The following is a 23,739-nucleotide window of genomic DNA, read 5'->3' as shown; positions in this document are numbered from 1 at the left end:
CGGGGTACCTCACCGTCATCCGTCAAAACCCTGGCCGCAACCGCGGGCCGCGACCACCAGGTATGGCCGGATGGCGGGTGTGCAAGCAGGTCCCGATACCCCATCCTCCGATTCACCCTGCCTAGGAGGAACAACCGTGAAGTCGACCAGACGTTCCCTGCTGACACTGGCCATAGCCGGTGTCGCGGCGGCGGTGGTGGTCACCGGGGGCATCCCCGGCACCGCCGGACCCGCGCCCGAGGTCGCCGCCGTGCAAGCCGGACCGACCTACGTCTACAAGGTCCACGCGCCGCTCGGCGCCGCCGCCCAGGACCTGCTCGGGCGCGGCTTCGACGTGCTGGAGGACCGGGACGGTGACTACCTGTTCGTGCTCGGCGACAAGGGCACCGGCCAAGGCCTCAAGCAGGCCGGGTTCACCGCGGTCGTGGACGAGGTGCTGCCCGCGCCCGAGTGGCAGCCGCCGGCCAAGAAGTCCCAGTCGCCGTCGTTCGACGCGGCGGACATCAACGAGACCTACTACGGCGGCTACCGCACCATCAACGCCCACTGGTCGCACCTCGACCTGGTCGGCCAGCAGCACCCGGGCCTGACCACGCTGGTCGACTACGGCGACTCGTGGCGCAAGACCCAGGGCGCCGGCGGGTACGACCTGCGCGCCATCTGCATCACCAAGAAGAACGCGGGCGACTGCGCGCTGAGCCCGACCGCGCCGAAGCCCCGGTTCTTCGTGATGGGCCAGCTGCACGCCCGCGAGCTGTCCACCGGTGACATCGCGTGGCGCTGGATCGACCACCTGACCACCGGGTACGGGGTCGACCCGGAGGTCACCGCGCTGCTCGACACCACCGAGGTGTGGGTCGTGCCGATCGCCAACCCGGACGGCGTGAACATCGTGCAGCAGGGCGGCAACTCGCCGCGCTACCAGCGCAAGAACGCCAACACCACGAACGGGTCGAACTGCTCCGGCACGTCGTCGTCGCAGGTCGGCGTCGACCTCAACCGCAACACCGACTCCCACTGGGGCGGCTCGGGCACGTCGTCCAACCCGTGCGACCAGACCTACAAGGGTCCGTCGGCGAACTCCGAGGTCGAGACGCGGGCGCTGCAGGGGTTGTGGCGCAACCTGTACCGCGACCGCCGCGGCACCGGCGTCACCGACGCCGCGCCCGCCGACACGACCGGTGTCGTCATCTCCATGCACAGCTACTCGAACCTGGTGCTGTTCCCGTGGGGCTGGACGACGTCGTACAAGACCGGCAACGACGCGGCGATGCGCGGGATGGCCAAGGACATGGCCACGTTGGCCGGCGGCTGGCAGTACGGGCAGCCGGGCGAGGTGCTGTACAACGCGGCCGGCGCGACGGACGACTGGGTGTACGACGACCTGGGTGTGGCGTCGTTCGTGTGGGAGGTCGGGCCGTCGTCCGGCACCTGCTCGGGCTTCTTCCCGGCGTACTCGTGCCAGGCGTCGACGTTCTGGCCGAAGGTCAAGCCGATGCTGATGTACGCGGCGAAGAAGGCGGCCAACCCGTACGGCGGCGCCGGCAACCCGCCGGTCGGCTGCGCGAAGGCCACCAACGACGCCGACGTCGCGATCCCGGACAACGGCGCGGCCGTCACCAGCACCATCACCATCGCCGGCTGCGAGGGCAACGCTTCGTCGTCGTCGCAGGTCGAGGTGCACATCGTGCACACCTACCGGGGTGACCTGGTGATCGACCTGGTCGCGCCGGACGGTTCGGCGTACCGGTTGAAGTCGTCGAACAACGACTCGGCGGACAACATCGACACCACGTACACCGCGAACGTCTCGTCCGAGGCGCGCAACGGGGCGTGGAAGCTGCGGGTGCAGGACGTGTACTCGGCGGACACCGGGTACATCAACTCCTGGAGCCTCACGCTGTAGTCCTGGTCGGCCCCCACCCTGGTCCGTCCAGCCTGGTTCGTCCCGACGGCCCGCGCGCTCCGGCACGCGGGCCGTCGTCGTGGGTAGCGTGCGGCCGCGCAGTTCACGGTGCCCGACTGGACGACTCGCGGTGCCGGAGTGGAGGACTCGCGTGGTGGGAGCGCTCTCGCACGCGAGCCCTCCACTCCGGCACCGCGAGTTGCGCGGTGGGGTGGGAAACGGCGACGGGCACTGCGGGAGGGACGCCCGCAGTGCCCGTCGTTCGTGCCGGAAGGTGTTACTTCAGGCCGTTGCCCATCGCGGTGATGAGCTCGCCGTTGGCGGTGTCACCGTCGAGCGCCCAGAAGAAGGCGCCGCCGAGACCCTGGTTCTTCGTGTAGGTCATCTTGCCGCCGATGGTGGCCGGGGTGTCGTAGCTCCACCACTCGTTGCCGCAGTGGGCGTACGCCGTGCCGGCGATGGTGCCGGTGACCGGGCACCTGGTCTTGAGGACCTTGTAGTCCTCGATGCCCGCCTCGTACGTGCCCGGCGCCGCGCCGGTCGCCGAGCCGCCCGGAGCGGACTGCGTCACGCCGGTCCAGCCACGGCCGTAGAACCCGATGCCGAGCAGCAGCTTGGCCGCCGGGACGCCCTTGCCCTTCAGCTTCTGGATCGCCGCGTCGGAGTTGAAGCCGGCCTGCGGGATGCCGGGGTACGCGGTCAGCGGCGAGTGAGGTGCCGTCGGACCCTGGGCCGCGAACGCGCCGAAGTAGTCGTACGTCATGACGTTGTACCAGTCGAGGTACTGCGCCGCGCCGCCGTAGTCGGCCGCGTCGATCTTGCCGCCGTTCGACCCGTCCGCCGTGATGGCGGCCGTCACCAGGTAGTTGGCGCCGAACCGGGTGCGCAGGGCCTGCGAGATCGTCTTCATCGAGCTGAAGCCGGACGTGTCGCAGGTCAGGCCACAGGCGTTCGGGTACTCCCAGTCGATGTCGATGCCGTCGAACACGTCCGCCCAGCGCGGGTCCTCGACGAGCTTGTAGCAGGACTCGGCGAACGCGGCCGGGTTCTGCGCGGCCTGGCCGAAGCCGCCGGACCAGGTCCAGCCGCCGAACGACCACAGCACCTTGATGTGCGGGTACATCTTCTTCAGCTTGCGCAGCTGGTTGAACGAGCCGCGCAGGGCGCCGGTGTCCCACGTGTCCGCGACACCGTCGACGGAGTTCGCGGCGGTGTACGCCATGTCGTAGTCGGCGTAGGCGTCACCGATGGTGCACTGGCCGTTCTGCACGTTGCCGAACGCGTAGTTGATGTGCGTCAGCTTCGCGGCCGAACCGCTGGTGTGGATGTTCTTCACGAAGTACTGGCGGCCGTAGACGCCCCACTGGGTGAAGTAGCCGAGGTTCTTCTTGCCGCCGACCGGCGGGTTGCTGGTCGTCGTGGTCGGACCCGTGGTGGTCGTGGTCGTCGTCGTGGTGGTGGTCGTGGTGGTCGTGGTCGTCGTCGGGTTGGTCCCGCCGGCGTCGCACGACGCGCCGTTCAGCTTGCAGTTGACCGGGCCGGAGTACGGGCCGGAGTAGGCCACGTTGAAGCCGAAGCTGACCGTGCCGCCGACGCCCACGTGGCCGTTCCACGTGTTCTTGACCGTCACGTGCTGGCCGCTGGTGGTGTGCGAGCCGTCCCACAGGGAGCCGACCCGGTGACCGGCGGGCAGGTCGAACTCGACGGTCCACGACGTGAGAGCCGACGTGCCGCCGTTCTTGATCGTGTACTTGCCCTCGTACCCGGTGCCCCAGTCCGAGCCCTTGCTGAAGGTGGCCGAGACGCCGGCCGCGCCGCTCGCCGCGGGTGCGACGACCAGCCCCACCACCAACGTGGCGACCGCCACGAACAACGCTGTGACATGCCATCGGATCTTGGACATCGTGCTCCTCGCCAGGAAAAGGAGTGCAGGGTTGATGTCACCATGTGGTTCAGACCACTTCACGGTCAAGGTCTAGACCATTGTCGTCACTCGAATGGAGTAGCGGTGGAGCGCCTGGAACCGGTTCCGCGGCTCGACGACCACTAGGGGTGGGTCAGCCTAAAGTCATATCCCCTCCCAGACCAGGGTCCGACGTGCGGACGTCGCCGGACGGCAAGACTCGGTGTCCTCAGCGTCAACAGGGAGGACACGCCGATGGGCACGAGGGGAATCGCCCTGGTCGCCGCAGTGGGGTTGGCGGCCGTGGGCATCGGGGGGACGGCGGTCGCCGAGCCTGGGGCCGCCGGTCACGGCCGGATCGACCGCGAGGTCGTGCAGCGGGCGCTGGACGACATGGCCCGCACCGGCGCGCAGGGGGTGCAGGTCCGGATCACCGACGGACGGCGGCAGTTCACCGCCCGCGCGGGCACGGCGGAGGTCGACTCGCCGCGCCCGGTGCCGACCGACGGCCGGTTCCGGGTCGGCAGCATCACCAAGACGTTCGTCTCGACGGTCGTGCTGCAGCTGGTCGGCGAGGGGGAGGTGGACCTCGACGCGCCCGTGCAGCGGTACCTGCCGGGGCTCCTGCCGGACGGCGACGAGATCACCGTGCGGCACGTCCTGCAGCACACCAGCGGCCTGTACAACTACACCGCCGCGCTGCCGCTGGACCCGGACGACTTCGAGGGCATCCGCTACCGGACGTGGACGCCCGCCGAGCTGGTGGCGCTGTCCACCGCGCAGCCGCTGGACTTCGCGCCCGGCACCGGCTGGAACTACTCGAACACGAACTACGTCGTCGCCGGGATGCTGGTGGAGCAGGTCACCGGCCGGCCGTACGAGGTCGCGGTGACGCAGCGCGTCCTGCGTCCGCTGGGCCTGCGCGCCACCTCCGTGCCGGGCACCCGCACCGGCATCCCCGGACCGCACGCGCACGGGTACGTGCGCGTGGCCGGGCAGGTCGTGGACATCACCGAGATCAACCCGTCGGTCGCGTACGCGGCGGGCGAGATGATCTCCACGACGGCCGACCTGGACCGGTTCGCGGACGCGCTGCTGGACGGCCGGCTGCTCGGGCCGGCGGAGCAGGAGGAGCTGACGTCCGCGCTGCCGAGCACGCACGGCTACGGCCTCGGCTTCGCGGCCACCGAACTGCCGTGCGGCGTGACGGTGTGGGGCCACAGCGGCGGCATCCCCGGCTACTCCAGCCTGATGGTCAGCACGCCGGACACGAAGACCCGCCTGACGGCGTCCCTGACGTCGGCTCCGGACCCCGGCGAGATCGCGGGGTACGACGAGATGCTGAACGAGGTGTTCTGCTGACGTTCGGTGCAAGGCGGTGAAGGGCTTCCCGGGGGGTGGGGAAGCCCTTCACCGCCTGTCCCGGCGGCGTCCGGGGGCAGGACGACGCCGGGCGGCGGAGGGCGCGGCTGCGGGCGGACAGCCGTGCGCGCCCTCGGTCAGGTCGACGCCAGGAACTCCGCCAACCGCTCCACCACGAACGCGTGGTCGTCGGCCTGGGGCAGGCCGGACACCCCGACGGTGCCCACCATCCCCACGCCGGCCACGATCACGGGGAACACGCCACCGTGCGCGGCGTAGCGGTCGGGGTCCAGGCGGGAGTCCTCTTCGAACGTCTTGCCGTCGGCGCGGAAGCTCTCGCCGACCCGGTACGAGCTCTGCGCGAACCGGTCCACCACGCGGCTCTTCCGGTCGATCCACTCGTCGTTGTCCGCCGACGTGCCCGGCAGCGCCGCGTGGAACAGGCGCTGCCGCCCCCGCCGCACGGAGATCGTCACCGGCAGCGACCGCTCGCGGGCGGCCGACAGCAGGAACGCGCCCAGCGCCAGCGCCACCTCGTTGTCGAACGACGTGAACACCAGCCGGGACTCCTGCTCGGCCAACGTCTCCAGCAAGCTCACAGCGACACCACCTGTCCGGTCCGGGCGGACGTGAACGCCGCCTCGATGACTTCCAGCGCCCAGACCGCCGACTCGGGTTCGACCGGCAGCGGGCCACCGTCGCGGAGCGCGGCGACCAGCAGCCGGTAGAACTCGGAGTAGGCGCCCGGCAGGCCGACGACTTCCTGCGCCTCGTCCAGCAGACCCACCCGGCCGAGTGTCGACAAATCGTCAAATGGCTTGCCGGCTGCCAACGCGTCCTCCTGGCGGTCCAAGCCGTCCGAAACGTACGCGCCGGTCGATCCGAGCACCCTGAACCGGGGTCCGTGGTGCGGCGCGGCGGCACTGGCCCACAGGTGCGACCGCACGCCGTTCATGTGCGTCAAGGCGACGAAGACGTCGTCGTCCACCTCGACGCCGGGTCGCCGCTGGTCCAGTTCCGCGTACACCGTCGCCACCGGCCCGAACAGCTCCATCGCCTGGTCGACGAGGTGCGGGCCCAGGTCGTACAGCAGGCCACCGGCCTCCTCCGGCGCGCCCAGCTCGCGCCAGTTGTCCCAGACGTCCGGCACCCACCGCTCGAACCGGGACTCGAACCGGGTCACGGCGCCCAGCGCGCCCTCGGCGAGCAGCGACCGGATCGTGCGGAAGTCGGAGTCCCACCGCCGGTTCTGGAACACCGTCACCGGCACGCCCCGGTACCGCGCCGCCTGGATCACCCGGCGGGCGTCGGCGGACGTCGGCGCGAACGGCTTGTCCACCACGACCGGGATGCCCGCCTCGATCGCCGACAGCGCCAGCGGCACGTGCGTGCGGTTCGGGGTGGCGACCACGACGAGGTCCAGGTCGAGCGCGAACAACTCCTCGGCGATGTGCGGCAGGGCGACGCCGGGGTGGGCCGCCTCGGCCTGCGCCCGCCGTGCCGGGTCGGTGGTGACGACGGCGGTCAGCTCCATGTCGGGCGTCGCGGCGATGAGCGGTGCGTGGAACACGCGGCCGGCGATGCCGTAGCCGAGCAGTCCGGTGCGGAGAAGCATGGAAGGATTAAAGCAACGTCGTTTAGTAATTGCTAGGTGCGATGATGGACCCGTGCCGAACTTGCGCTTCCTGCGGGGATACAACGACGCGGTAGTGCTCGGTTTGGCACGGTCCGGCGCGGTCACGAGGGTCGAGCTGGCCGACCGCAGCGGGCTCACGCCGCAGGCGGTGTCCAAAGTGGTGAACCGGCTCATCGACGACGGCCTGCTGGTCGAGTCCGGCACCCGGAACGTCGGCGTCGGCAAGCCGCGCACCCTGCTGAAGCTCGTCGCGGACAGCAGGCTCGCGCTCGGCGCCCAGGTCGAGCGGGACGAGCTGCGGGTCGTGCTCACCGACCTGGCGGGCACCGTGCTGGACCGGGCGGTCGCGCCGCTGCCGTGCGACTTCGACCCGCCGACGTTCGTGGCCGAGCTGACCCGCCTGGTGGACGGCCTGCGCAGCGAACGGCTGCTCGGCGTCGGCATCGGCTTCGTCGGACCGCTCGACCACCGCACCGGCGTCGTGCACTACCCGACCGGCCTGACCGCGTGGCACGACGTGCCGCTGCGGGCGATGGCGGAGAAGCAGCTCGGGCTGCCGGTGGTGCTCGACAAGGACACCAACACGGCGGTGGTGGCCGAGGCGTGGCGGCGCGGCGAGGAGCTGCGGGACGCGGTGCTCGTGCTCGTCGGCACCGGCCTCGGCATCGGGATGCTGCTGGACGGCCGCGTGCACCGGGGCGTCCGGACCAACGCGGGCGAGTACGGCCACACCACGATCCAGCTGGACGGCCCACCCTGCGTGTGCGGCCGGAGCGGCTGCATCGAGGCCTTGCACAACCTCGCCGCCGCCCAGGGCGACCTGGTCGAGGCGACGTCCATAGTGGGCGTGGCGGTGGCCGACCTGGTGCAGCTGCTCGACATCGACCACGTGGTGCTGGCCGGCCGCGCGGTGCTCGCCGAACCCGCCGCCTACCTCGACGGCGTGCGGGCCAGGTTGCCGAAGGACGAGTGGCTGCCGGTGGACGTGTCGATCACCCCGCTGGGGGATGACGTGGTCGCGGCCGGGGCGGCCATGCTGCTCTTGAGCGAGTTTTACGGTCGTCCCAGGTGACCGAATTGGACATGCCCTGCTCACGGGCACCCGTGCGGGTGATTCACTGTGCGGCATGTATGCGCTCCGGTACGCCGTCGGCACCGACCCCGGCCTGCGCCGTGAAGCGAACGAAGACTCCGTGTACTTCAAGGAGCGCCTGTTCGCCGTAGCCGACGGCATGGGCGGTCACGCGTACGGCGAAGTGGCGAGTTCGATCGCGGTGGCGGTGCTGGCCGATCTCGACCTGGAGGCCGACGACCCCCTCGGCGAGCTGTCCGGCGCGGCGCGGGAGATCGCCATCCGGCTGACCGACCTGGCCGAGGAGAACTTCGACATGCGCGGCATGGGCACCACGCTCACCGCGCTGTGGTGGGACGGCGAGCGGTTCGCAGTCGGGCACATCGGCGACTCGCGCTGCTACGTCGTCCGCGAGGGCGTGCTGACCCAGGTCACCCGGGACCACACGATGGTCCAGGCTTTGGTGGACGACGGTCGGATGGCCGCCGAACAGGCCGCCGAGCACCCCGGCCGGTCCATGCTCATGCGCGCGCTCCAGGCGGGTAGCGCGCACGACCCGGACCTGTTCTTCCAGGACGTCGAGGCGGGCGACCGGTACCTGATCTGCTCGGACGGCCTGTCGGACGTGCTGGCCGACGCGGACATCGCCCGGCTGCTGACGGCCACGGCGGACGGGGACGAGACCGTGCGCACGTTGATCGAGGCGGCCAACGCGGGCGGCGGTCCGGACAACATCACCTGCGTGGTGATCGACGTGCTGCCGGCGGGGGACGACTCGTGGCTGCCGAACTGGCTCAAGCGCGACTAGAGCACGTCAGCGAGGCCGAGCAGGTCGCGCAGGGCCGTTCGACCGGTCGGGGTGAGGCGGACGGCGCGGCCGGTGCCGATCCGGCGCACCCAGTCCCGGGCGTGGAGGTGGGCGCACACGTGTGCGCCGGCCGTGCCCGCCAGGTGGGAGCGGCGCTCGGTCCAGTCCAGGCACGCCCTGGCGAGCGGCCGGCGGGTGGCGGGCGGGGTGAACGCGAGTTCGACCTCGAACCACGCCAGGCCGTCGTCGGTGACCGCCGGCTCGTCGGTGAGCAGGCCGCGGGCCGTCATGGCGTCGGTGATGGCCACGCCCAGCCGTCCGGCGAGGTGGTCGTAGCACGTCCGGCCGCGGCGCAGGGCTTGGTCGGCGGCGGACGCGCGGAGCGTGCGTCCCGTCGGTTCGGCCGGGCCGAGGTAGCCGAGGAGGTCTTCGAGCAGCCGGGCCTGCTTCGGGCCGGCGAGCTGGACGTAGCGGTGCCGGCCTTGGCGGCGTTCGACCAGGAGCCCGCCGTGGACGAGCCTCGTCAGGTGCTCGCTGGCCGTGGACGGCGCGACTCCGGCGGCGTCGGCCAGTTCACCGGACGTCCACGCCCGGCCGTCCATCAACGCGAGCAGGAACCGGGCGCGGCTGCGGTCGGCCAGCAACGCGGCCAGGTTTGCCAGGTCGTCGGCTGCCATCCCGCCATTGTGCGCCGACCACGGTTCGGCGCGCGCCGAAGCGAGGACGGCTTACGTTGGCCGCATGACTTCCGAGGTCCTGCTTGACGAGTCGTACGTCGTGACGCCGGCGCCCGCGGCGGAGTCCGGGGTGGCGTGGCTGCGGGCCGGGGTGGTGCGGTTCAGCGAGGGGGCGGACCGCGAGCGGCGGCGGGCGTTCGTCGAACGCGTCCTGTCCACTGTGGATCTCCAATCGCTGCGGCGGCCGGGGATGCCGGTGGCGGTGGTGGCGGAGGCGTTGGGGCTGCCCCGGTCCGTCGCGGGCGATGTCGTGGTGGTGGCCCGGTGCTACCAGCCGCACGTGGACGTGACGCCTGAGGCCGATGAGGCGGTGGCCCGGCTGGTCGCCGCGTGCGGCGGGGCGTGGGACGAGGAGACGGCCAACCGGATCGGGCTGCTGGTGCAGGCGTGCGACGCGACGCGGGCGTTGATCGCCGGGGTCGAGCCGCCGGTGCCGGTGACGCGGCGGGTCGCGCCGGACGGGTCGGTGGTCGAGGTGGACCTGGGCGAGACGTGGTTCGGCGCGGGACGGCACGAGTGCCCGGGACAGGCGCACGCGTGGGCGTTGGTCGAGGGTGCGCGGGCGTTCCACCGGTTGCACGACGACTTCCTGGTGCTGCCCAACGCGTGGGACTTCGCGTCGGCGGCGGCGCTGGTCCGGGCGGGGTTCCCGGCGGTCGGGACGACGAGCCTCGGCGTCGCTGCGGCGCACGGCATCCCGGACGCGGCCGGCGTGGCACGGGAGGAGACGCTGGCGTTGGCCCGGGCGCTGGTGCGGCTGCCCGTGCCGGTGACGGTGGACGTCGAGGCCGGCTTCGGCCGGGACGTGCGCGGGCTGGCGGCCGAGCTGTGGGAGCTGGGCGTGGCCGGGGTGAATGTCGAGGACGGGCGTGGGGAAGGGCTCGCCGATCCTGACGAGCAGGCGGCGATCGTGCGGGCGTTCAAGGACGCCGCGCCCGGCTTGTTCGTCAACGCCCGCGTCGACACGCACTGGCTGGGCGTCGACCGGGACTCCACCGTCGACCGGGCCCTCCGCTACGTGGACGCGGGCGCCGACGGCGTCTTCGTGCCCGGCCTCGCCGACGAACGGGGCATCGCCGACGTCGTCGCGGCCGTCCCCGCGCCGCTGAACGTCCTGGCGCAGCTGGACGCCCGCGCGTTGCGGGGCCTGGGCGTCCGCCGGGTCAGCACCGGCTCACTGCTGTTCCGCGCCGCTCTGGGCGAGGCCGTCCGGACCGCGCGAGCCGTGCGCGACGGCGGTCTGGTCCCGTCGGACGTCCCGACGTACGCCGAAGTCCAGTCGTTGGCGGACTAGGAACACCGCCGGCACGAGCACCAGCAGCGACACGCCGACCACGCCGCCGGCCACCCACGCCGCGTACACGGCGAACGCGAACACCTCGCTCGCCAGCCCGGCCATCGACGTCACGGTCGCCCGCGCGTCACCCGTGATCCGCTCCTGCAACCGCGCCTCGGTGGTCACCCACACCAGCCGGTACACGCCGTAGAACACCGCCACCACCGCCAGGCCCGCCGGGTGGCCGACCAGACCGGCCGTGCCCAGCAGCACCGCCACTCCGCCCAGGAGCACCCCCAGTGGGAGCCGCGTGCCACCCAACGCGGCGCCGGCGGCGCCGGCCAGCGGGATGGCCAGCGTCGCCAGCGGCACCAACGCCAGCGGCACCCGCCAGTCCGCCGCGATCAGCGGGAAGTACTCCTCGAACGCGTCGACGGCGGCCAGCATCGCCACGACCAGCACCGCCCGCCGGACGACGGGCACGCGCGCGGTCTCGGACAGGCCGGACCGCAGCGTGGCCAGGTAGCTCTCCGGTTCCGGTCGGGGCGTCTCCGGCAGCCGCGTCGCCACCAGGGCCGCGCCCAGGCACGTCGCCACGCTCACCCACCCGACCAGCGCGAAGCCGCCGGTGGAGAAGAGCACGGTGGCCAGCAGGGCGGCCGGGATCTGCGCCAGCAGGCCGACCGCCGTGACCCGACCGAGGACCTCGCCGAAGTGGGAGACCGCGCCGGCCGCCGCGAGACCGTCGTGCACCAGCGCTTCCACCGCGCCCGACGACATCGCGCCGCCCACGCCCCAGAGCACGAATCCCACCGCGAACCCGGTGAACCCCGGCAGCACCGTCCACAGCGCGTAACCGGCGGCCTGGCACACGCCGGCGCCGACGATCGACCACTTCCGGGAGAACCGGTCCGCGAACGCGCCGAACGGCACTTCCGCCACGACCGCGACCGTCGACCAGATCGCGAACAGCGCCGAGACCTCGGCATCCGACAGCCCGGTGGACACGAACAGCAGCGCGTACAGCGGATAGATCGGCACGGTGTCGGCCAGCAGCGCCCAGCCCACCGAGAGGCGGGCGAGCGGCCGAGCCGGGGGCGGCAAGGGTTGTCAACCACAGCGCATGGCACAGGCCAACCCGCACCCGGCTCGGCCGTCACGCGGTTGAACCGGCTCCGCGACCTTCGTCCGCGGGCGGTGGGCCGATCCGCCGTGGCAGGACGGACGCGAGGGCGGCCAGGCGGAACACGGCCTGGTCGAAGCCCGCCGCGGCCGCGACGACGATCGCCGTGGCCGCCAGGTGGGTCAGCACCACCGACGGTGCCGGCAGCACGGCGGTGCGGAAGAAGGGGTGAATGGGTGTGCCGGAGCGGTGGGGAGCCGGACGTCGTCGGCCGGGCGACCCCTATTGTGCGCTATTCGCACAACCCGCGTGGAATACGGCTGGTCAGTTGTAGGGCATGCCCCCGAACGGGCTGGTGGACACCTGTGCGGCGGTCGTGAAGACGGCGACTGCCAGGGCGGCGACGAGCACTCGTGCGATTCGCATGCGTTCTCCGTGTCGAGGGATCGGGGAATTCCGGCGATTACCGTGGCATTGTGCCGACGGGATCGGGGGCGGAATCGGCGTGAACAATCGGAGAACTGTGTGACGATCAGGCTAATCCGGTGATAGTTAACGTCTTGTTAATCTGAAGTTAGCGCCGTATTCTCAGAGTGTGCGCGCCGTCACACTGCGTCTCGCGGGCCGCGAGCGGGAGACCGGCCGCCTGCTGGGGCTGGTGGACGAGCTGTCCAGGGGGCGGGGCAGCGCGCTGCTCGTGGAAGGCGAGCCGGGCATCGGCAAGACCGCGCTGGTGCGCACGGCGTGCGACGCGGCGACGGCCCGCGGCTTCCGGGTGTGCCGGGGCGCGGGTGACGAGCTGGGCCGTCCCCTCCCGCTGCTGCCGCTGCTCGACGCGCTCGCCGCGAGCCGGTCGGAGAGCGCCGCGGTCACCGCCGAACGCCTGCTGGCGCGGGTGGACGACCTGTGCGCGATCGGCCCGGTGGTGCTCGTGCTGGACGACCTCCAGTGGGCGGACGAGGCGAGCGTCGCGGTGTGGCGGCGGCTGGCGGGGCTCGTGCCGCAACTGCCGCTGCTGCTGATCGGCGTGCTGCGGCCGTTGCCGCGCCGGGACGACCTGGCCGCGTTGCGCAAGGGCGTGACCCGGTTACCGGTGCCGCGCCTCGCGCCGCCGGCCGTGGTCGAGCTGACCGGCGCGCTCGCCGGCGGCACCCCGGACGAGGCCTTGGCGCGGCTCGCCGAGGACGCCGGCGGCAACCCGCTCTATCTGGTCGAACTGGTCGAGGCGCTGTTGCGCGGCGGCGCGATCGAGGTGGACGCCGCCGGTGTCGCGCGGTTGACCGACTCCGGCGTGCCGCCGTCGTTGTCCGCCGCGATCGCGGACCGGATCGGGTTCCTCGGCGCGGAGGTGCGCCGCGTGCTCGTGGCCGCCGCGCTGCTCGGCGTGGACTTCCCGGTCGCGGACCTGGCCGCGGTGCTGGGGATGCGGGTGGTGGAGCTGCTGCCCGCGTTGCAGGAGGCGACCGTGGCGGGCGTGCTGGTGGACGGCACGGCCGGCCTGTCGTTCCGGCACCCGTTGGTGCGCACGGCCCTGTACGACGAGGTGCCCGAGGCGGCGCGCGGCGCGTGGCACGTCGAGGCGGCCCGTGCGCTGGTCGACACCGGCGCGGGCGTGGACCGGGTGACGCGGCAGCTGCTCGCCGCCGACGACCGGATGCCCGACTGGGTGGTGGAGTGGCTGGTCATCCACGGCTCGACGCTCATCGCGCACGCGCCCGAGGCCGCCGTGGACCTGTTCAGCCGGGTCGTGGCCGCGCCGAACGTCGGGTCACGGCGCGGTGTGGTGCTGGCGCACCTGGCGGAGGCCCGGTTCCGGCTGGGTGATCACCACGGCGCCGAGACCGTGGCGTTGGCCGGTCTGGAGCACGGGACGCTCGTCGGCCTGCACTGGACGTTGGCGCAGTGCCGCAGCATGACGGGGCGTTCGGCGGAGACGTTGGTGGAGGTGGAGCGCGCGCTCGCGGCACCGGACCTCACGTCGTCGGACCGGGCGCGGCTCCTCGTGCTGGCCGCCCGCGCGCACTGGGACATCGGCGAGCTGGACGCCGCCGAGCGGCTCGCGCAGGCGGCGTTGGTCGACGGCGACCGGTGGGCCACGAGCTGGGCGCTGCACGTCCGCACGATCGTGGCCATGGTGCGCGGTCGGATGGCCGAGGCGTTGCCCCTGTTCGACCGGGCGCTGGCGGTGGCGATGGGCGAGCCGGCGGCGTCCGACCTGCGGCTGCTGCTCCAGATCAACCAGGCCGTGACGCTGGGGGAGCTGGACCGGGGCGCGGAGGCCATCGCGTCCGCCCAGGTGGTCCGGGCCGCCGCCGACCGGGTCGGGAACCTCGTGCGGCTCGCGCAGGCGCAGAGCGCGTTGGGGCAGCTGCTGCTGGACGCGGGCCGGTGGGACGAGGCGCTGGTCGACGTCGACCTGCTGGCCGACGACCTGAAGCACCCGATGGTGTCCCGGTGCGACCACGGCGTGGCGGCGTTGATCCACCTCCACCGGGGCGACGCGGCGGGCGCCCGGCGGCACCTGGACGCGGTGGGCACGGGCCTGGACGGGCACGTGATCGGGCCGTTGGCGCTGGCCGTGAGCCTGTCGCTGGAGCAGGCCGGGCTGGTGCGCGAGGCGTGGTCGGTGCTGACCGGGTGGGATTCGGTGGAAGACCTCTTGCCGGACTTCGTGCGGCTGGCCGTGGAGCTGGGTGAGGACGCCGCCGACGCGGTCCGGCACGCGGAGGTGCTGGCGGCGGAGCTGGACGTGCCGCACCGGCGGGCGTCCGCCGCGTACTGCCGGGCGCTGGTGTCGGCCGATCCCGTGGGGTTGCTGCACGCGGCCGAGGAGTACCGGGTGGCGGGCCGGACGTTGTTCCGGGCCAAGGCTTTGTCGGGTGCTGCGGAGCTGTTCGCGTCCTCGGGTGACCGGTCGTCGGCGCGGGCGGCGATGAGCCACGCGGTGGACGTGCACGCGGTGCTGGGCGCGGAGTGGGAGTCGACCAGGCTGCTGGCCCGCTTGCGGGAGCACGGCATCCGGCGTGGCCCGCACGCCAAGCACCGGCGGGCCACGCACGGGTGGGAGAGCCTGACCCCGATGGAGCTGAAGGTCACCGAGCTTGTCGTGACCGGGTTGTCGAACCGGCAGATCGGCGAACGGCTGTTCCTGTCCGGCCGCACGGTGGCCACCCATGTGTCCCACGTGCTGGCCAAGCTGGGGGTCCGGTCGCGGACGGACATCGCCCGTGAAGCGGTCCGGCACCTGGGCGCGTCCGGGTAGGCCGGGTCAGGACCTCGGGTAGCGGTCGCGCGCCCAGGCGGCGTACGTGCCCGCGGGGCGGCCCGACAGCACCGCGGCTTGGTCCGCGACGCCGAGCAGCTCGGGTCCGGTGAGCGTGTACGTCCGGCCGTGGTGGTCGTCGGACCGCAGGACCGGGTCGCTTCGGCATCCGAGGCGGTCGGACCGGAAGGCGTGGCGAGTGGGCACGGCTTAACGGGCAAGCTGCCCGCGGCGACATCCTGCTGGACCAGTGGATTCACGCGTCGGTGCAGGCTGGTGACGGGTTGGGGCATTCGTCGGCCAGGGCGCGGGTGAAGAAGAGGGCGGTCTCGCCTTCGGCGGGCGTGCCCCGGTAGAACGTGGTGTCCAGGCCGCACAACGTGAACCCCATGCGCCGGTAGGCGCGGATGGCGGGCACGTTGACGGTGGACGTCTCCAGCCAGGCGGTCAGCGCGCCGTGCTCGCGGCCGTGGGCGCACGCGTGCTCGACCAGCGCCCGTCCGATGCCACGCCCGCGATGGCCCGGCGCGACCGTGACCTGCTGGATCACCAACCGCCGGCGCCAGTCCTCCAGGTCGATCGCGACGAACCCGCGCACCCGCGGTCCGTCCGCGGCGACGAACACCGTGCCGTCCGGTTCGTCCCGGGGGAAGAGCTTGTGCAGCGGCGGATCGATCGGCTGGGAGCGCAGGGTGAACCCGTCAGGCGCGGCCACCACTTCGAACACGGTGTCGGTGGTGAACGAGTCGTCCAGTGCGGTGATCCGGTCGAGGTCGGCGGCTGTGGCGGTGCGCAGGTCCACCGTGCAGAGGTTAGAGGCGGGCGTGGCGGACGGCGGTGAGCGAGATGCCGACTGCCTGCCCGACCAGGCCCGCCACCGCGATCCACAGCGCGGTCCCGATGCCCAGCCACTCGGCGAGGAGGCCGCCCGCCAGCGCGCCGACCATGAGCGAGGCCCGGTTGACCGACCGCATGGTGGCGTTCGTCCGGCCCAGGAGCCGCCCCGGCGTGATGGTCTGCCGGTAGCCCATCTCCACCGCGCCGTCCAAGGTGGCCGACAGCCAGTACAGGAACTGCGCCGCGCACAGCAGGGCGAACCCGGTCGCGCTCGACGTGGCGAACGGGACCAGCGCGTAGGCCGCCGGGGTGAGCCAGCGGGCGGCCACGATCACCGGGCCGACGCCGAACCGCCGTCCCGCCCGGCTGGACAGCGACGCGCCGAGCACCCCGCCGATCCCGCCGATGGCGTACGTGATGCCCAAGTCGAGCGCGTCGAAGCCCAGCGCGTTCAGCATCAGGAAGGAGAAGACGGGGGTGACCATCGCGGTGAACAGGAACCACGTGTGCGTGGCGATCGCGAGTGGCCGCAGCACCTCGTGGCGGTAGACCCACCGGAGGCCTTCCCGCACCTCGGCGCGCAGGTCCCGCTTCCGCGCCTCCGGCACCTGCTCACGCGTGCGGAGGGTGGCCAGCACCAGACCGGAGACGAGGTACGAGACGGCGTCGACCAGGATCGCGAGCGGTCCGCCGATCAGCTTGACCAGCGCGCCGCCCACGAGCGGGCCCAAGCCCTGGGCGACCGACCCGGTCTGCTCCAGGCGGGCGTTGGCGTCGGTGAGGCGGGCGGTGGGGACGAGCAGGGGCAGGAACGACTGGTGCGCCGCGTCGTAGAAGAGGGACAACGTCCCGAAGACCACCACCAGGGCGAACAGCAGCGGCAACGTGAGGGTGTCGGTGAGGGCCGTCAGCGGGATCAGCGCGAGCACGGCGGCGCGGGCGAAGTCGGTGCCGATGAGCACCGGCAGCCTGCGACGGCGGTCCACCACGACCCCGGCGACCAGGCCGAACAGGAGGTAGGGCAGCCAGCGTGACGCCGCCAGCACACCCGTTTCGGTGAGCGAGGCGCCCAGCGTCACGATGGCCACGGTTTGCAGCGCCAGCGTGGTGATGTGCGTGCCGGTGAGGGACACGGTGTCGGCGGCCCAAAAACGGACGAAGTCCCGCTGGTGCAGGAGTTTTCCCGCGCGGTCGCTCATGCGGCCACCCCCCTGTGGGCCAGCTTCTCAGATGCGGGCGCCCGGCCGCTCTCCCCGGTCCATGCCGGACCGCACGCGTCGCTCCAACCGGCCCTCCACGACCTCGCCCGGCGGCGCGTCGGGGAGCTTCACGCGGAACGTTCTCGCGAGCTCCTGTCGTTCTCGCGCCGCTAGCAGGCGGCGGCGCGGTCCAGCAGGAGCTTGCGCTCCCGTTGGTTGCGGGTGAGCCCGGCCGCCCGCTCGAACTCCACCCGCGCCTCGGCGTGCCGACCGAGCTTGGCCAGCAGGTCGCCGCGCACGCTCGGCAGGAGGTGGTACTCCTTCAACGCGGGTTCGTCGACCAACTCGTCCACCAGTTCCAGCCCGACCGCCGGGCCGAACGCCATCCCGATCGCCACCGCGTGGTTCAGCTCCACGATCGGGGACGGCGCGACCAGCGACAACGCCTCGTACAGGCCGGCGATCCGGGTCCAGTCGGTGTCCTCCGGCACGCGGGCACGCGCGTGGCACGCGGCGATCGCCGCCTGCACCGCGTACGGGCCGCCCGCGCCGCCCAGCGACTCGGCCTTGGCCAAGGCCGCGAGACCACGGCGGATCAGCAGCTGGTCCCAGCGCGCCCGGTTCTGCTCCAGCAGCAGCACGGGCTCGCCGTTCGGCCCGATCCGGGCCTTCGCCCGGGACGCCTGGATCTCCAGCAACGCGACCAGCCCGTGCACCTCGGGTTCGCGCGGCATCAGGCCGGCCAGCACGCGGGCCAGCCGGAGCGCGTCCTCGCACAGCCCCGGCCGCATCCAGTCGTCACCGGCGGTGGCCGAGTAGCCCTCGTTGAAGATCAGGTAGATCACGCCGAGCACGGAGGACAGCCGGGCGTCCCGCTCGTTCTCCGCCGGCACCTCGAACGGCACACCCGCCTTGGACAGCGTCTTCTTCGCCCGCACGATCCGCTGCGCCACGGTCGGCTCGGGCACCAGGAACGCGCGGGCGATCTCCTCGGTGGTCAGGCCGCCCAGCATGCGCAGGGTCAACGCCACCTGCGCCTCGGTGGACAGCACGGGGTGGCACGCGGTGAACACCAGCCGCAACAGGTCGTCGTCGATCTCACCGACCTTGGCGGCGGCGTCCGGCACGTGGTCGGCTTCGGTGGCTCGGCCGATCTCCTCCAGCTTGCGCTGGTAGTTCTGCTTGCGCCGGATCAGGTCGACGGCCCGGTTCTTCGCGGCGGTCATCAGCCACGCCCCGGGGTTGCGCGGGATGCCGTGCTCCGGCCACTGCTCCAGCGCGCTGACCATCGCGTCCTGGGCCAGCTCCTCGGCCAGCCCGACGTCCCGCACCACTCGCGCCAGCCCGGCGATCAGGCGCGCGGACTCGATCCGCCACACCGCTTCGACCGCACGACGCGCATCGGTAGCCATCACGGTCCGGGATCAGACCAGCTACCGATGCGCGTCGGCAAGCGAGAACGTCTCGGGCCGCGGCCCTCAGCCGTTGGTGCGGGCCTCGGTCTCGGCGCGCAACTGGCGCTCGCGCTCCTTCATCTCCTCCGACGCGTTCACGAAGTCGTCCTCCGTGAAGATCTGGCGGATCTCGATCTGGGACTCCTCGCCGGTCGGGTTCGGCGCCCGCTTCACCCATTCGACGGCCTCTTCCAGTGACTTGACCTCCAGCAGCCAGAAGCCCGCGATGAGCTCCTTGGTCTCGGTGAACGGACCGTCGACGACCGTCCGCTTGTCACCGGAGAAGTAGACCCGCGCACCCTTGGAGCTGGGGTGCAGGCCCTCGCCCGCGAGCAGCACGCCGGCCTTCGCCAGTTCCTCGTTGAAGGCGCCCATCTCGTTGAGCATCTCCTCGCTGGGCTGGACCCCCGCCTCGGTGTCCTCGTTGGCCTTCACGATCACCATGAAACGCATCTCGATCTCCCTGTCGGTTCGTCGTGGCCGGTCCATCGTGGCCCGTACTGACGCGACGAACGGAGGGGCTCGCGGATCGACACGCGGGCCGACATTTCTTCAAGGTTTTCTTGCAGGCCGCTGACCAGCGGTGTCACGTGATGGGTGAACCTCCGGTGACGCCGATGACCTCACCGGTGATGTAGCTGGAGTCGGCCGAGGCGAGGAAGACGTAGAGCGGCGCCAGCTCGGCGGGCTGCCCGGCGCGGCCCATGGGCGACTGCTCGCCGAAGCTCTCCACCTTCTCCGGCGGCATGGTGGACGGGATGAGCGGCGTCCACACCGGACCGGGCGCGACCGAGTTGACCCGGATCTTCCGCTCCACCAGGTTCTGCGCCAGGCCCTTGGTGAAGTTCACGATCGCCGCCTTGGTGGTGGCGTAGTCGAGGAGCTGGTAGGAGGGTTGGAAGCCCTGGATGGACGACGTGGTGATGATCGAAGAGCCTTCGGGCATGTGCGGGACGGCTGCCTTGCACAGCCAGAACATCGCGTAGACGTTCGTCTTCATGACGCGGTCGAACTGCTCGGTGGAGATGTCGAGCAGGCCGCCGTCCTGCGACATCTGGTAGGCGGCGTTGCTGACCAGGATGTCGACGCGGCCGAACTCGTCGACCGCGCGGGCCACCACGTCTGCGCACTGCGACTCCTCCACCAGGTCGCCGGGGACGACGACGGCGGTGCGGCCGGCGTCCTCGATCAGCCGGGCGGTCTCGCGGGCGTCCTTCTCCTCGGCTTCGAGGTAGGAGATGAGCACGTCCGCGCCTTCACGGGCGAACGCGAGCGCGACGGCGCGGCCGATGCCGGAGTCGCCGCCGGTGATGACAGCCTTCTTGTCGGTGAGGCGCCCCGTGCCGCGGTAGGTCGTTTCACCGTGGTCGGGGGTGGGTCGGACGTCGTCGGTCAAACCTGGGTACTGGACTTTGGGCTCCGCCATGCCGGGAGGGTGCCCACCACGTTGCCGCCTGAACACGCCGATGGCGCACCTCCACCAGGGAGGTGCGCCATCGGGAGGAAATCCCGTTCCGGCGTGGTCACCGGTCGGCGTGCCCGCGGGAGGCGCGCCGACCCGCGATGGCCCCTTGAACCGTGAAGGCGCCGGGGCCGAAGGCGGCGAGCAGGAGGAACACCCAGCTGTAGACGGCGGCCGGCTCCCCCATGTTGTGCAGGGGGAGCAGCGCCTCGGGCTGGTGCACGGTGAAGTACGCGTAGGCCATCACGCCGGAGAGCACGAACGCCGCCGGACGCGCGGCCAGGCCGATCAGCACCAGGACCGCGCCGACCAACTCGATGACGCTGCCGTACCAGCCCGGCCACGAGCCGAACGGGACCGCAGTGCCCTGCCCGTCGATGCCGCCCAGGAAGCCGAGGCCCATCAGGCCGTGGCACCCGAACAGGAACGACACCACGACGCGGAAGGCGGCGAGGACCAGGTCGTTGCGCTTGGTGTTGAGGACGGTGGCGGCGGGACGGGTGTACGTCGTGGTGGCCATCTCGGTCTCCCCTGCTCGGTGGTCTCACCAACCCGACGAACGGGAACCCGCCCGGATCGACACACCCGTCGAACTTCTTCAGGGAAGTCTTCGTCGGACGGTGAAACGGGTGGTCGGAGGCGGTAGGCGTTGGCCGCGGCGGAAGAAGCGGACCGGTCGCGGGTCCGTCGCCTCGGCGCGCATGGCCGCCAGGTCGGCCTCGGTGGGCACGCGGGCGACGGACGGGCCGGGGCGGTGGTCGAGCGGCGGTGGCGGCAGGTGCTCGTCGGGCAGGGGAGGCCGGTCGATCCGGTACGCGACCAGGCCCGGTGTGTCGGGGACGTCCATCGGGAACACCGGCGGCGGCCAGACGTAGTCCAGGTCGTCCGGGACGTCGGGGAACAGCGGGCGGTAGTGGTCGGGGTCCTTGCGCAGGAGTGCGGACCGGTGGCTGCGGTGCAGGTCTTCGTCTCCGAGCCAGGGCGGGAGCAGGCCTTCGGCGAGGCACCAGGACCACGTCGGCTCCCGGCCGCCGGTGAAGTCGAGGAGCGCGGCGCGCATGCCGTCGCGGTGGCCCCGGCGGAGCCACTCGTCGCACACGGCCACGCCGTAGGCGACCAGCGCGGGCGTGAAGCCGCGCCACATCACGACCGCCGGGTGCCGCTTCCAGCCGTACTCCGGCCACACCAGGGCGCGCAGGATCTGCAGGGTCTCCACGCGCTGCTTGCCGAGCCGCCGCGAGTCGAGGACGGCGGCGCTGCGGCCGAAGGTCGTGCACGGCAGGAACGTCTGCACCCCAGCCACCTACCCGCCGTGACGGGCGGCCAAGCCGCGGTCCCCCGATCGGCTGGCAAAAGACCGGTGGGCTGTTAGCCTTCCCCGGTGGAGTTCAAGCGCGCCAGGAAGCCGGAGCAGGTGGCGCAGCGGCGACGCGCGATCCTCGAAACGGCGTGCGCGATGTTGCGGGAGCGGTCCGTCGCCGACATCAGCCTGCGGGAGTTGAGCGATCGGGTGGGGCTGGCGAAGTCGAACGTGCTGCGGTACTTCGACAGCCGCGAGGCGATCTTCCTGGAGGTGCTGGACGAGGAGTGGGGCGCCTGGCTGGACGAGGTGGAGGGCGCGCTGACCTCGGCGTCCGGGGCGGAGGAGGTGGCGACCACCATCGCCGCGTCCCTGCACCGCCGGCGGCTGATGTGCGAGTTGACCAGCGGCATGGCCGGGGTGCTGGAGCGCAACATCCCGGTGGAGTTCGCCCGCGTGTTCAAACGCCGGGCGACCTTCCACACCACCCGTCTGGGTGACGTCGTGCGGGCGCGCGTGCCGGTGCTGGACGAGGCCGCCGCGCGACACTTCGCGCGGGCGGTGCTGGTGATGACGGCCGGCCTGTGGCCCCACGCGAACCCGTCCGAGGCCGTCGCGCAGGTCATGCGGGAGATGGGCGCACCGCCGCCGGACGAGGTGTTCCGGATCGGCCTGACCGAGGGCCTGGTCAACCAGCTGGCCGGTCTGGTCGCCCGCGCCTAGCTGCTCGCGCGGTCCCCTAAGGTGCTGAGCTGTGAAGGCACTAGTGGTTCGCGGCGGCTGGGACGGGCACTCGCCCGTGGAGGCCACCGACTCGTTCCTCCCGTTCCTCCGGTCGTCGGGCTTCTCGGTGGACGTGTCGGACTCCCTGGAGGCCTACGACTCCGACCTGGCGCGCTACGACCTGGTCGTGCAGTGCTGGAGCGACGGAGAGCTGACCGACGGGCAGTTCGCCCGGCTGGACGCGGCGGTGCGCTCCGGCACGGGCCTCGCGGGGTGGCACGGCGGCCTGGTCGACTCGTTCCGCCACTCCCGCGACTACATGAGGTTGGTCGGAGGCCAGTTCGTGGCCCACCCCGGTGACTTCGTGGACCACCGGATCGAGATCACCTCCACCCACCCGATCGTGGAAGGCCTCACCGGCTTCTCGCTGCGGACCGAGCAGTACTGGGTGCTCACGGACGCCTTGAACGACGTCCACGCGACCACGACGTTCCCCGCCGCCGAGCCGTGGAACGCGCAGCTGACCGTCCCGGCCGTCTGGACGAGGCGCTGGGGCGCCGGCCGGGTCTTCGCCTGCACCATTGGCCACTTCCCCGCGGACCTGGCCCTGCCGCCCGTCCGCACCCTGGTCGAACGAGGCCTCCTCTGGGCCGCCCGCCGCTGACCCGCTGACGCCCGGTCCGCCCTCAGCCCCGCTCGTCGGACCGGCACACGTCGAGCACGCGGTCGCGCAGCCACCGGTGCGCCGGATCGGCGTCGAACCGGAGGTGCCACAGCAGCGAGACCACCACCTCGGGCGCGCGGAAGGGCAGCTCGAACGCGCGCATCCCGTGCCGCAGGTTCGCGGTGTGCCGCTCCGGAACCGTGGCGACCAGGTCGGAGGCGTTCGCCAGCGCCAGCGCCGCGCCGAAGCCGTCGACCACCGTCACGACGGTCCGCCGGTGGCCCGTCGGGTGCAGGGCCTCGTCCACGAGCCCTTCCACCAGGCCGCGCCTGGAGACGTGCACGTGGCGCGCGGAGGCGTACCGGGCGGCTGTCACCTCCCCCGTGCTCAGCGGGTGCTCGTTCCGCACCACCCCGATGAACCGATCGGTGAACAAGGGCTCGCTCAGGACGTCCGGAGCGAGCGTTCGGTCGACAACGCCCGTCTCCAGGTCGACCACGCCGTCCCGCAGGGGAACGCTGTCCTTCTTGGCCTTCTGGAGGAACCGGAGTCGCACGCCGGGTGCCGCACGGCCCACCTCGGCCACCAACGCGGGTCCGAACCTCTCCACGAACCCGTCGCTGGTGCGCAGGGCGAACGTCCGCTCCAGCGTCGCCAGGTCCGGCTCCTCGGCCGGGCTCAGCACCGCTTCGGCTTCCTGGACCAGGCCGCGCACGCGGTCGCGGAGCGCCAACGCGTGGGGCGTCGGCACCAACCCCCGACCCGACCGCACCAGCAGTGGGTCTCCGGTGGTCCGGCGCAGCCGCGCGAGCGCGCGACTCATCGCGGAGGGACTGAGCGCGAGCCGTTCCCCCGCCCGCGTCACGCTGCCCTCCTGGAGCAGGACGTCCAGTGTGACCAGCAGGTTCAGATCGGGGCGCGCCATCGGCACACCATCCCACGAACCAGCCGCGACATGGCGTCCGGCGCACAAGTGGATTGCCATCATTGCGCCTTCCGCCATGCCCCGGGCCGA

Annotated in this window: 23 protein-coding genes; 8 read left to right on the top strand and 15 right to left on the bottom strand. The window is 72.1% G+C overall.

Annotation, left to right across the window (positions count from 1 at the left end):
• The first annotated feature begins 136 nt into the window (after positions 1 to 136).
• Entirely contained in the window at positions 137 to 1,906 is a 1,770-nt protein-coding gene (locus ACRAKI_RS31620) for a M14 family zinc carboxypeptidase (RefSeq protein WP_447004148.1), read from the top strand.
• 277 nt (positions 1,907 to 2,183) lie between these two features.
• On the opposite strand, the gene ACRAKI_RS31615 is transcribed toward ACRAKI_RS31620, so the two are convergent.
• A complete protein-coding gene (locus ACRAKI_RS31615; RefSeq protein WP_447004147.1) occupies positions 2,184 to 3,809 on the bottom strand; it encodes a glycosyl hydrolase family 18 protein in 1,626 nt (541 codons plus the stop codon).
• 255 nt (positions 3,810 to 4,064) lie between these two features.
• Here ACRAKI_RS31615 and ACRAKI_RS31610 point away from each other — a divergent pair, with 255 nt between their 5' ends.
• Positions 4,065 to 5,171 (top strand): serine hydrolase domain-containing protein, encoded by a 1,107-nt coding sequence (locus tag ACRAKI_RS31610; RefSeq protein ID WP_447004146.1) that lies wholly within the window; start codon positions 4,065 to 4,067, stop codon positions 5,169 to 5,171.
• 137 nt (positions 5,172 to 5,308) lie between these two features.
• Here ACRAKI_RS31610 and ACRAKI_RS31605 read toward each other — a convergent pair whose 3' ends face one another.
• Positions 5,309 to 5,770: a heme-degrading domain-containing protein gene (locus tag ACRAKI_RS31605; protein WP_447004145.1), complete on the bottom strand. Its 462-nt coding sequence runs from the start codon at positions 5,768 to 5,770 to the stop codon at positions 5,309 to 5,311.
• Positions 5,767 to 6,786, bottom strand: a complete 1,020-nt coding sequence (locus ACRAKI_RS31600) for a Gfo/Idh/MocA family protein (RefSeq protein ID WP_447004144.1) — start codon at positions 6,784 to 6,786, stop codon at positions 5,767 to 5,769. Before ACRAKI_RS31600 ends, ACRAKI_RS31605 begins: the two co-directional genes overlap by 4 nt.
• A gap of 52 nt (positions 6,787 to 6,838) precedes the next feature.
• On the opposite strand from ACRAKI_RS31600, the gene ACRAKI_RS31595 reads away from it, so the two are divergent.
• Positions 6,839 to 7,879: an ROK family protein gene (locus ACRAKI_RS31595; RefSeq protein WP_447004143.1), complete on the top strand. Its 1,041-nt coding sequence runs from the start codon at positions 6,839 to 6,841 to the stop codon at positions 7,877 to 7,879.
• A gap of 55 nt (positions 7,880 to 7,934) precedes the next feature.
• Positions 7,935 to 8,687 carry a PP2C family protein-serine/threonine phosphatase gene (locus tag ACRAKI_RS31590; RefSeq protein ID WP_447004142.1) on the top strand — a complete coding sequence of 251 codons (753 nt, stop codon included), beginning with the start codon at positions 7,935 to 7,937 and terminating at the stop codon, positions 8,685 to 8,687.
• Here the strand turns inward: ACRAKI_RS31590 and ACRAKI_RS31585 are convergent.
• The gene (locus ACRAKI_RS31585) at positions 8,684 to 9,364 is read right to left on the bottom strand and encodes an ArsR/SmtB family transcription factor (RefSeq protein WP_447004141.1); all 681 of its coding nucleotides are present in this window, start codon (positions 9,362 to 9,364) and stop codon (positions 8,684 to 8,686) included. The genes ACRAKI_RS31590 and ACRAKI_RS31585 overlap by 4 nt on opposite strands.
• A gap of 64 nt (positions 9,365 to 9,428) precedes the next feature.
• Between ACRAKI_RS31585 and ACRAKI_RS31580 the strand changes: the two genes are divergently transcribed.
• On the top strand, positions 9,429 to 10,718 hold the full coding sequence (locus tag ACRAKI_RS31580) for an isocitrate lyase/PEP mutase family protein (protein WP_447004140.1): 1,290 nt from the start codon (positions 9,429 to 9,431) through the stop codon (positions 10,716 to 10,718).
• On the opposite strand, the gene ACRAKI_RS31575 is transcribed toward ACRAKI_RS31580, so the two are convergent.
• Together ACRAKI_RS31575 and ACRAKI_RS31570 are read right to left on the bottom strand one after the other, a co-directional pair.
• Positions 10,599 to 11,804, bottom strand: coding sequence for an MFS transporter (locus tag ACRAKI_RS31575; protein WP_447004139.1), 1,206 nt, complete (start codon positions 11,802 to 11,804; stop codon positions 10,599 to 10,601). The genes ACRAKI_RS31580 and ACRAKI_RS31575 overlap by 120 nt on opposite strands.
• A 52-nt stretch (positions 11,805 to 11,856) precedes the next feature.
• A complete protein-coding gene (locus tag ACRAKI_RS31570; protein WP_447004138.1) occupies positions 11,857 to 12,033 on the bottom strand; it encodes a hypothetical protein in 177 nt (58 codons plus the stop codon).
• Positions 12,034 to 12,418: 385 nt separating this feature from the next.
• Between ACRAKI_RS31570 and ACRAKI_RS31565 the strand changes: the two genes are divergently transcribed.
• A complete protein-coding gene (locus ACRAKI_RS31565; RefSeq protein ID WP_447004137.1) occupies positions 12,419 to 15,085 on the top strand; it encodes an AAA family ATPase in 2,667 nt (888 codons plus the stop codon).
• A 6-nt stretch (positions 15,086 to 15,091) separates the two neighbouring features.
• On the opposite strand, the gene ACRAKI_RS31560 is transcribed toward ACRAKI_RS31565, so the two are convergent.
• The 8 genes from ACRAKI_RS31560 to ACRAKI_RS31525 all read right to left on the bottom strand — a co-directional run bounded on the left by ACRAKI_RS31560 (position 15,092) and on the right by ACRAKI_RS31525 (position 21,331).
• Positions 15,092 to 15,292, bottom strand: a complete 201-nt coding sequence (locus ACRAKI_RS31560; protein WP_447004136.1) for a hypothetical protein — start codon at positions 15,290 to 15,292, stop codon at positions 15,092 to 15,094.
• Between the two features lie 49 nt (positions 15,293 to 15,341).
• Positions 15,342 to 15,887 carry a GNAT family N-acetyltransferase gene (locus tag ACRAKI_RS31555; RefSeq protein WP_447004135.1) on the bottom strand — a complete coding sequence of 182 codons (546 nt, stop codon included), beginning with the start codon at positions 15,885 to 15,887 and terminating at the stop codon, positions 15,342 to 15,344.
• 10 nt (positions 15,888 to 15,897) lie between these two features.
• Positions 15,898 to 17,121, bottom strand: a complete 1,224-nt coding sequence (locus ACRAKI_RS31550) for an MFS transporter (protein ID WP_447004134.1) — start codon at positions 17,119 to 17,121, stop codon at positions 15,898 to 15,900.
• Between the two features lie 170 nt (positions 17,122 to 17,291).
• Positions 17,292 to 18,533, bottom strand: a complete 1,242-nt coding sequence (locus ACRAKI_RS31545; protein ID WP_447004133.1) for an RNA polymerase sigma factor — start codon at positions 18,531 to 18,533, stop codon at positions 17,292 to 17,294.
• A 66-nt stretch (positions 18,534 to 18,599) separates the two neighbouring features.
• Positions 18,600 to 19,028 (bottom strand): YciI family protein, encoded by a 429-nt coding sequence (locus tag ACRAKI_RS31540; RefSeq protein WP_447004132.1) that lies wholly within the window; start codon positions 19,026 to 19,028, stop codon positions 18,600 to 18,602.
• A gap of 133 nt (positions 19,029 to 19,161) precedes the next feature.
• Complete coding sequence (locus ACRAKI_RS31535; RefSeq protein ID WP_447004131.1) at positions 19,162 to 20,001, bottom strand: SDR family oxidoreductase; 840 nt, start codon at positions 19,999 to 20,001, stop codon at positions 19,162 to 19,164.
• Positions 20,002 to 20,098: 97 nt separating this feature from the next.
• Positions 20,099 to 20,557 carry a DoxX family protein gene (locus tag ACRAKI_RS31530; protein WP_447004130.1) on the bottom strand — a complete coding sequence of 153 codons (459 nt, stop codon included), beginning with the start codon at positions 20,555 to 20,557 and terminating at the stop codon, positions 20,099 to 20,101.
• 78 nt (positions 20,558 to 20,635) lie between these two features.
• Positions 20,636 to 21,331, bottom strand: coding sequence for an MSMEG_6728 family protein (locus ACRAKI_RS31525; protein WP_447004129.1), 696 nt, complete (start codon positions 21,329 to 21,331; stop codon positions 20,636 to 20,638).
• An 87-nt stretch (positions 21,332 to 21,418) separates the two neighbouring features.
• Here ACRAKI_RS31525 and ACRAKI_RS31520 point away from each other — a divergent pair, with 87 nt between their 5' ends.
• Both ACRAKI_RS31520 and ACRAKI_RS31515 read left to right on the top strand, forming a co-directional pair.
• Positions 21,419 to 22,060: a TetR family transcriptional regulator gene (locus ACRAKI_RS31520; RefSeq protein WP_447004128.1), complete on the top strand. Its 642-nt coding sequence runs from the start codon at positions 21,419 to 21,421 to the stop codon at positions 22,058 to 22,060.
• A gap of 31 nt (positions 22,061 to 22,091) precedes the next feature.
• Complete coding sequence (locus ACRAKI_RS31515) at positions 22,092 to 22,724, top strand: ThuA domain-containing protein (protein WP_447004127.1); 633 nt, start codon at positions 22,092 to 22,094, stop codon at positions 22,722 to 22,724.
• Positions 22,725 to 22,746: 22 nt separating this feature from the next.
• Here the strand turns inward: ACRAKI_RS31515 and ACRAKI_RS31510 are convergent, their stop codons facing one another.
• Complete coding sequence (locus ACRAKI_RS31510; protein ID WP_447004126.1) at positions 22,747 to 23,649, bottom strand: LysR family transcriptional regulator; 903 nt, start codon at positions 23,647 to 23,649, stop codon at positions 22,747 to 22,749.
• Positions 23,650 to 23,739 lie beyond the last annotated feature (90 nt).

It is taken from the genome of Saccharothrix isguenensis, from assembly GCF_052936305.1.
The sequence above is the reverse complement of the archived record's forward strand: the minus strand, read 5'-3'. Positions and strand labels throughout refer to the sequence as shown.

Bases quoted from the DNA above. Each gene is read 5' to 3' on its own strand.
- ACRAKI_RS31540 (WP_447004132.1), bottom strand. From the start codon at position 19,028: ATGCGTTTCATGGTGATCGTGAAGGCCAACGAGGACACCGAGGCGGGG.
- ACRAKI_RS31600 (WP_447004144.1), bottom strand. From the start codon at position 6,786: ATGCTTCTCCGCACCGGACTGCTCGGCTACGGCATCGCCGGCCGCGTG.
- ACRAKI_RS31530 (WP_447004130.1), bottom strand. From the start codon at position 20,557: ATGGCCACCACGACGTACACCCGTCCCGCCGCCACCGTCCTCAACACC.
- ACRAKI_RS31545 (WP_447004133.1), bottom strand. From the start codon at position 18,533: ATGGCTACCGATGCGCGTCGTGCGGTCGAAGCGGTGTGGCGGATCGAG.
- ACRAKI_RS31535 (WP_447004131.1), bottom strand. From the start codon at position 20,001: ATGGCGGAGCCCAAAGTCCAGTACCCAGGTTTGACCGACGACGTCCGA.
- ACRAKI_RS31585 (WP_447004141.1), bottom strand. From the start codon at position 9,364: ATGGCAGCCGACGACCTGGCAAACCTGGCCGCGTTGCTGGCCGACCGC.
- ACRAKI_RS31550 (WP_447004134.1), bottom strand. From the start codon at position 17,121: ATGAGCGACCGCGCGGGAAAACTCCTGCACCAGCGGGACTTCGTCCGT.
- ACRAKI_RS31615 (WP_447004147.1), bottom strand. From the start codon at position 3,809: ATGTCCAAGATCCGATGGCATGTCACAGCGTTGTTCGTGGCGGTCGCC.
- ACRAKI_RS31580 (WP_447004140.1), top strand. From the start codon at position 9,429: ATGACTTCCGAGGTCCTGCTTGACGAGTCGTACGTCGTGACGCCGGCG.
- ACRAKI_RS31610 (WP_447004146.1), top strand. From the start codon at position 4,065: ATGGGCACGAGGGGAATCGCCCTGGTCGCCGCAGTGGGGTTGGCGGCC.
- ACRAKI_RS31510 (WP_447004126.1), bottom strand. From the start codon at position 23,649: ATGGCGCGCCCCGATCTGAACCTGCTGGTCACACTGGACGTCCTGCTC.
- ACRAKI_RS31590 (WP_447004142.1), top strand. From the start codon at position 7,935: ATGTATGCGCTCCGGTACGCCGTCGGCACCGACCCCGGCCTGCGCCGT.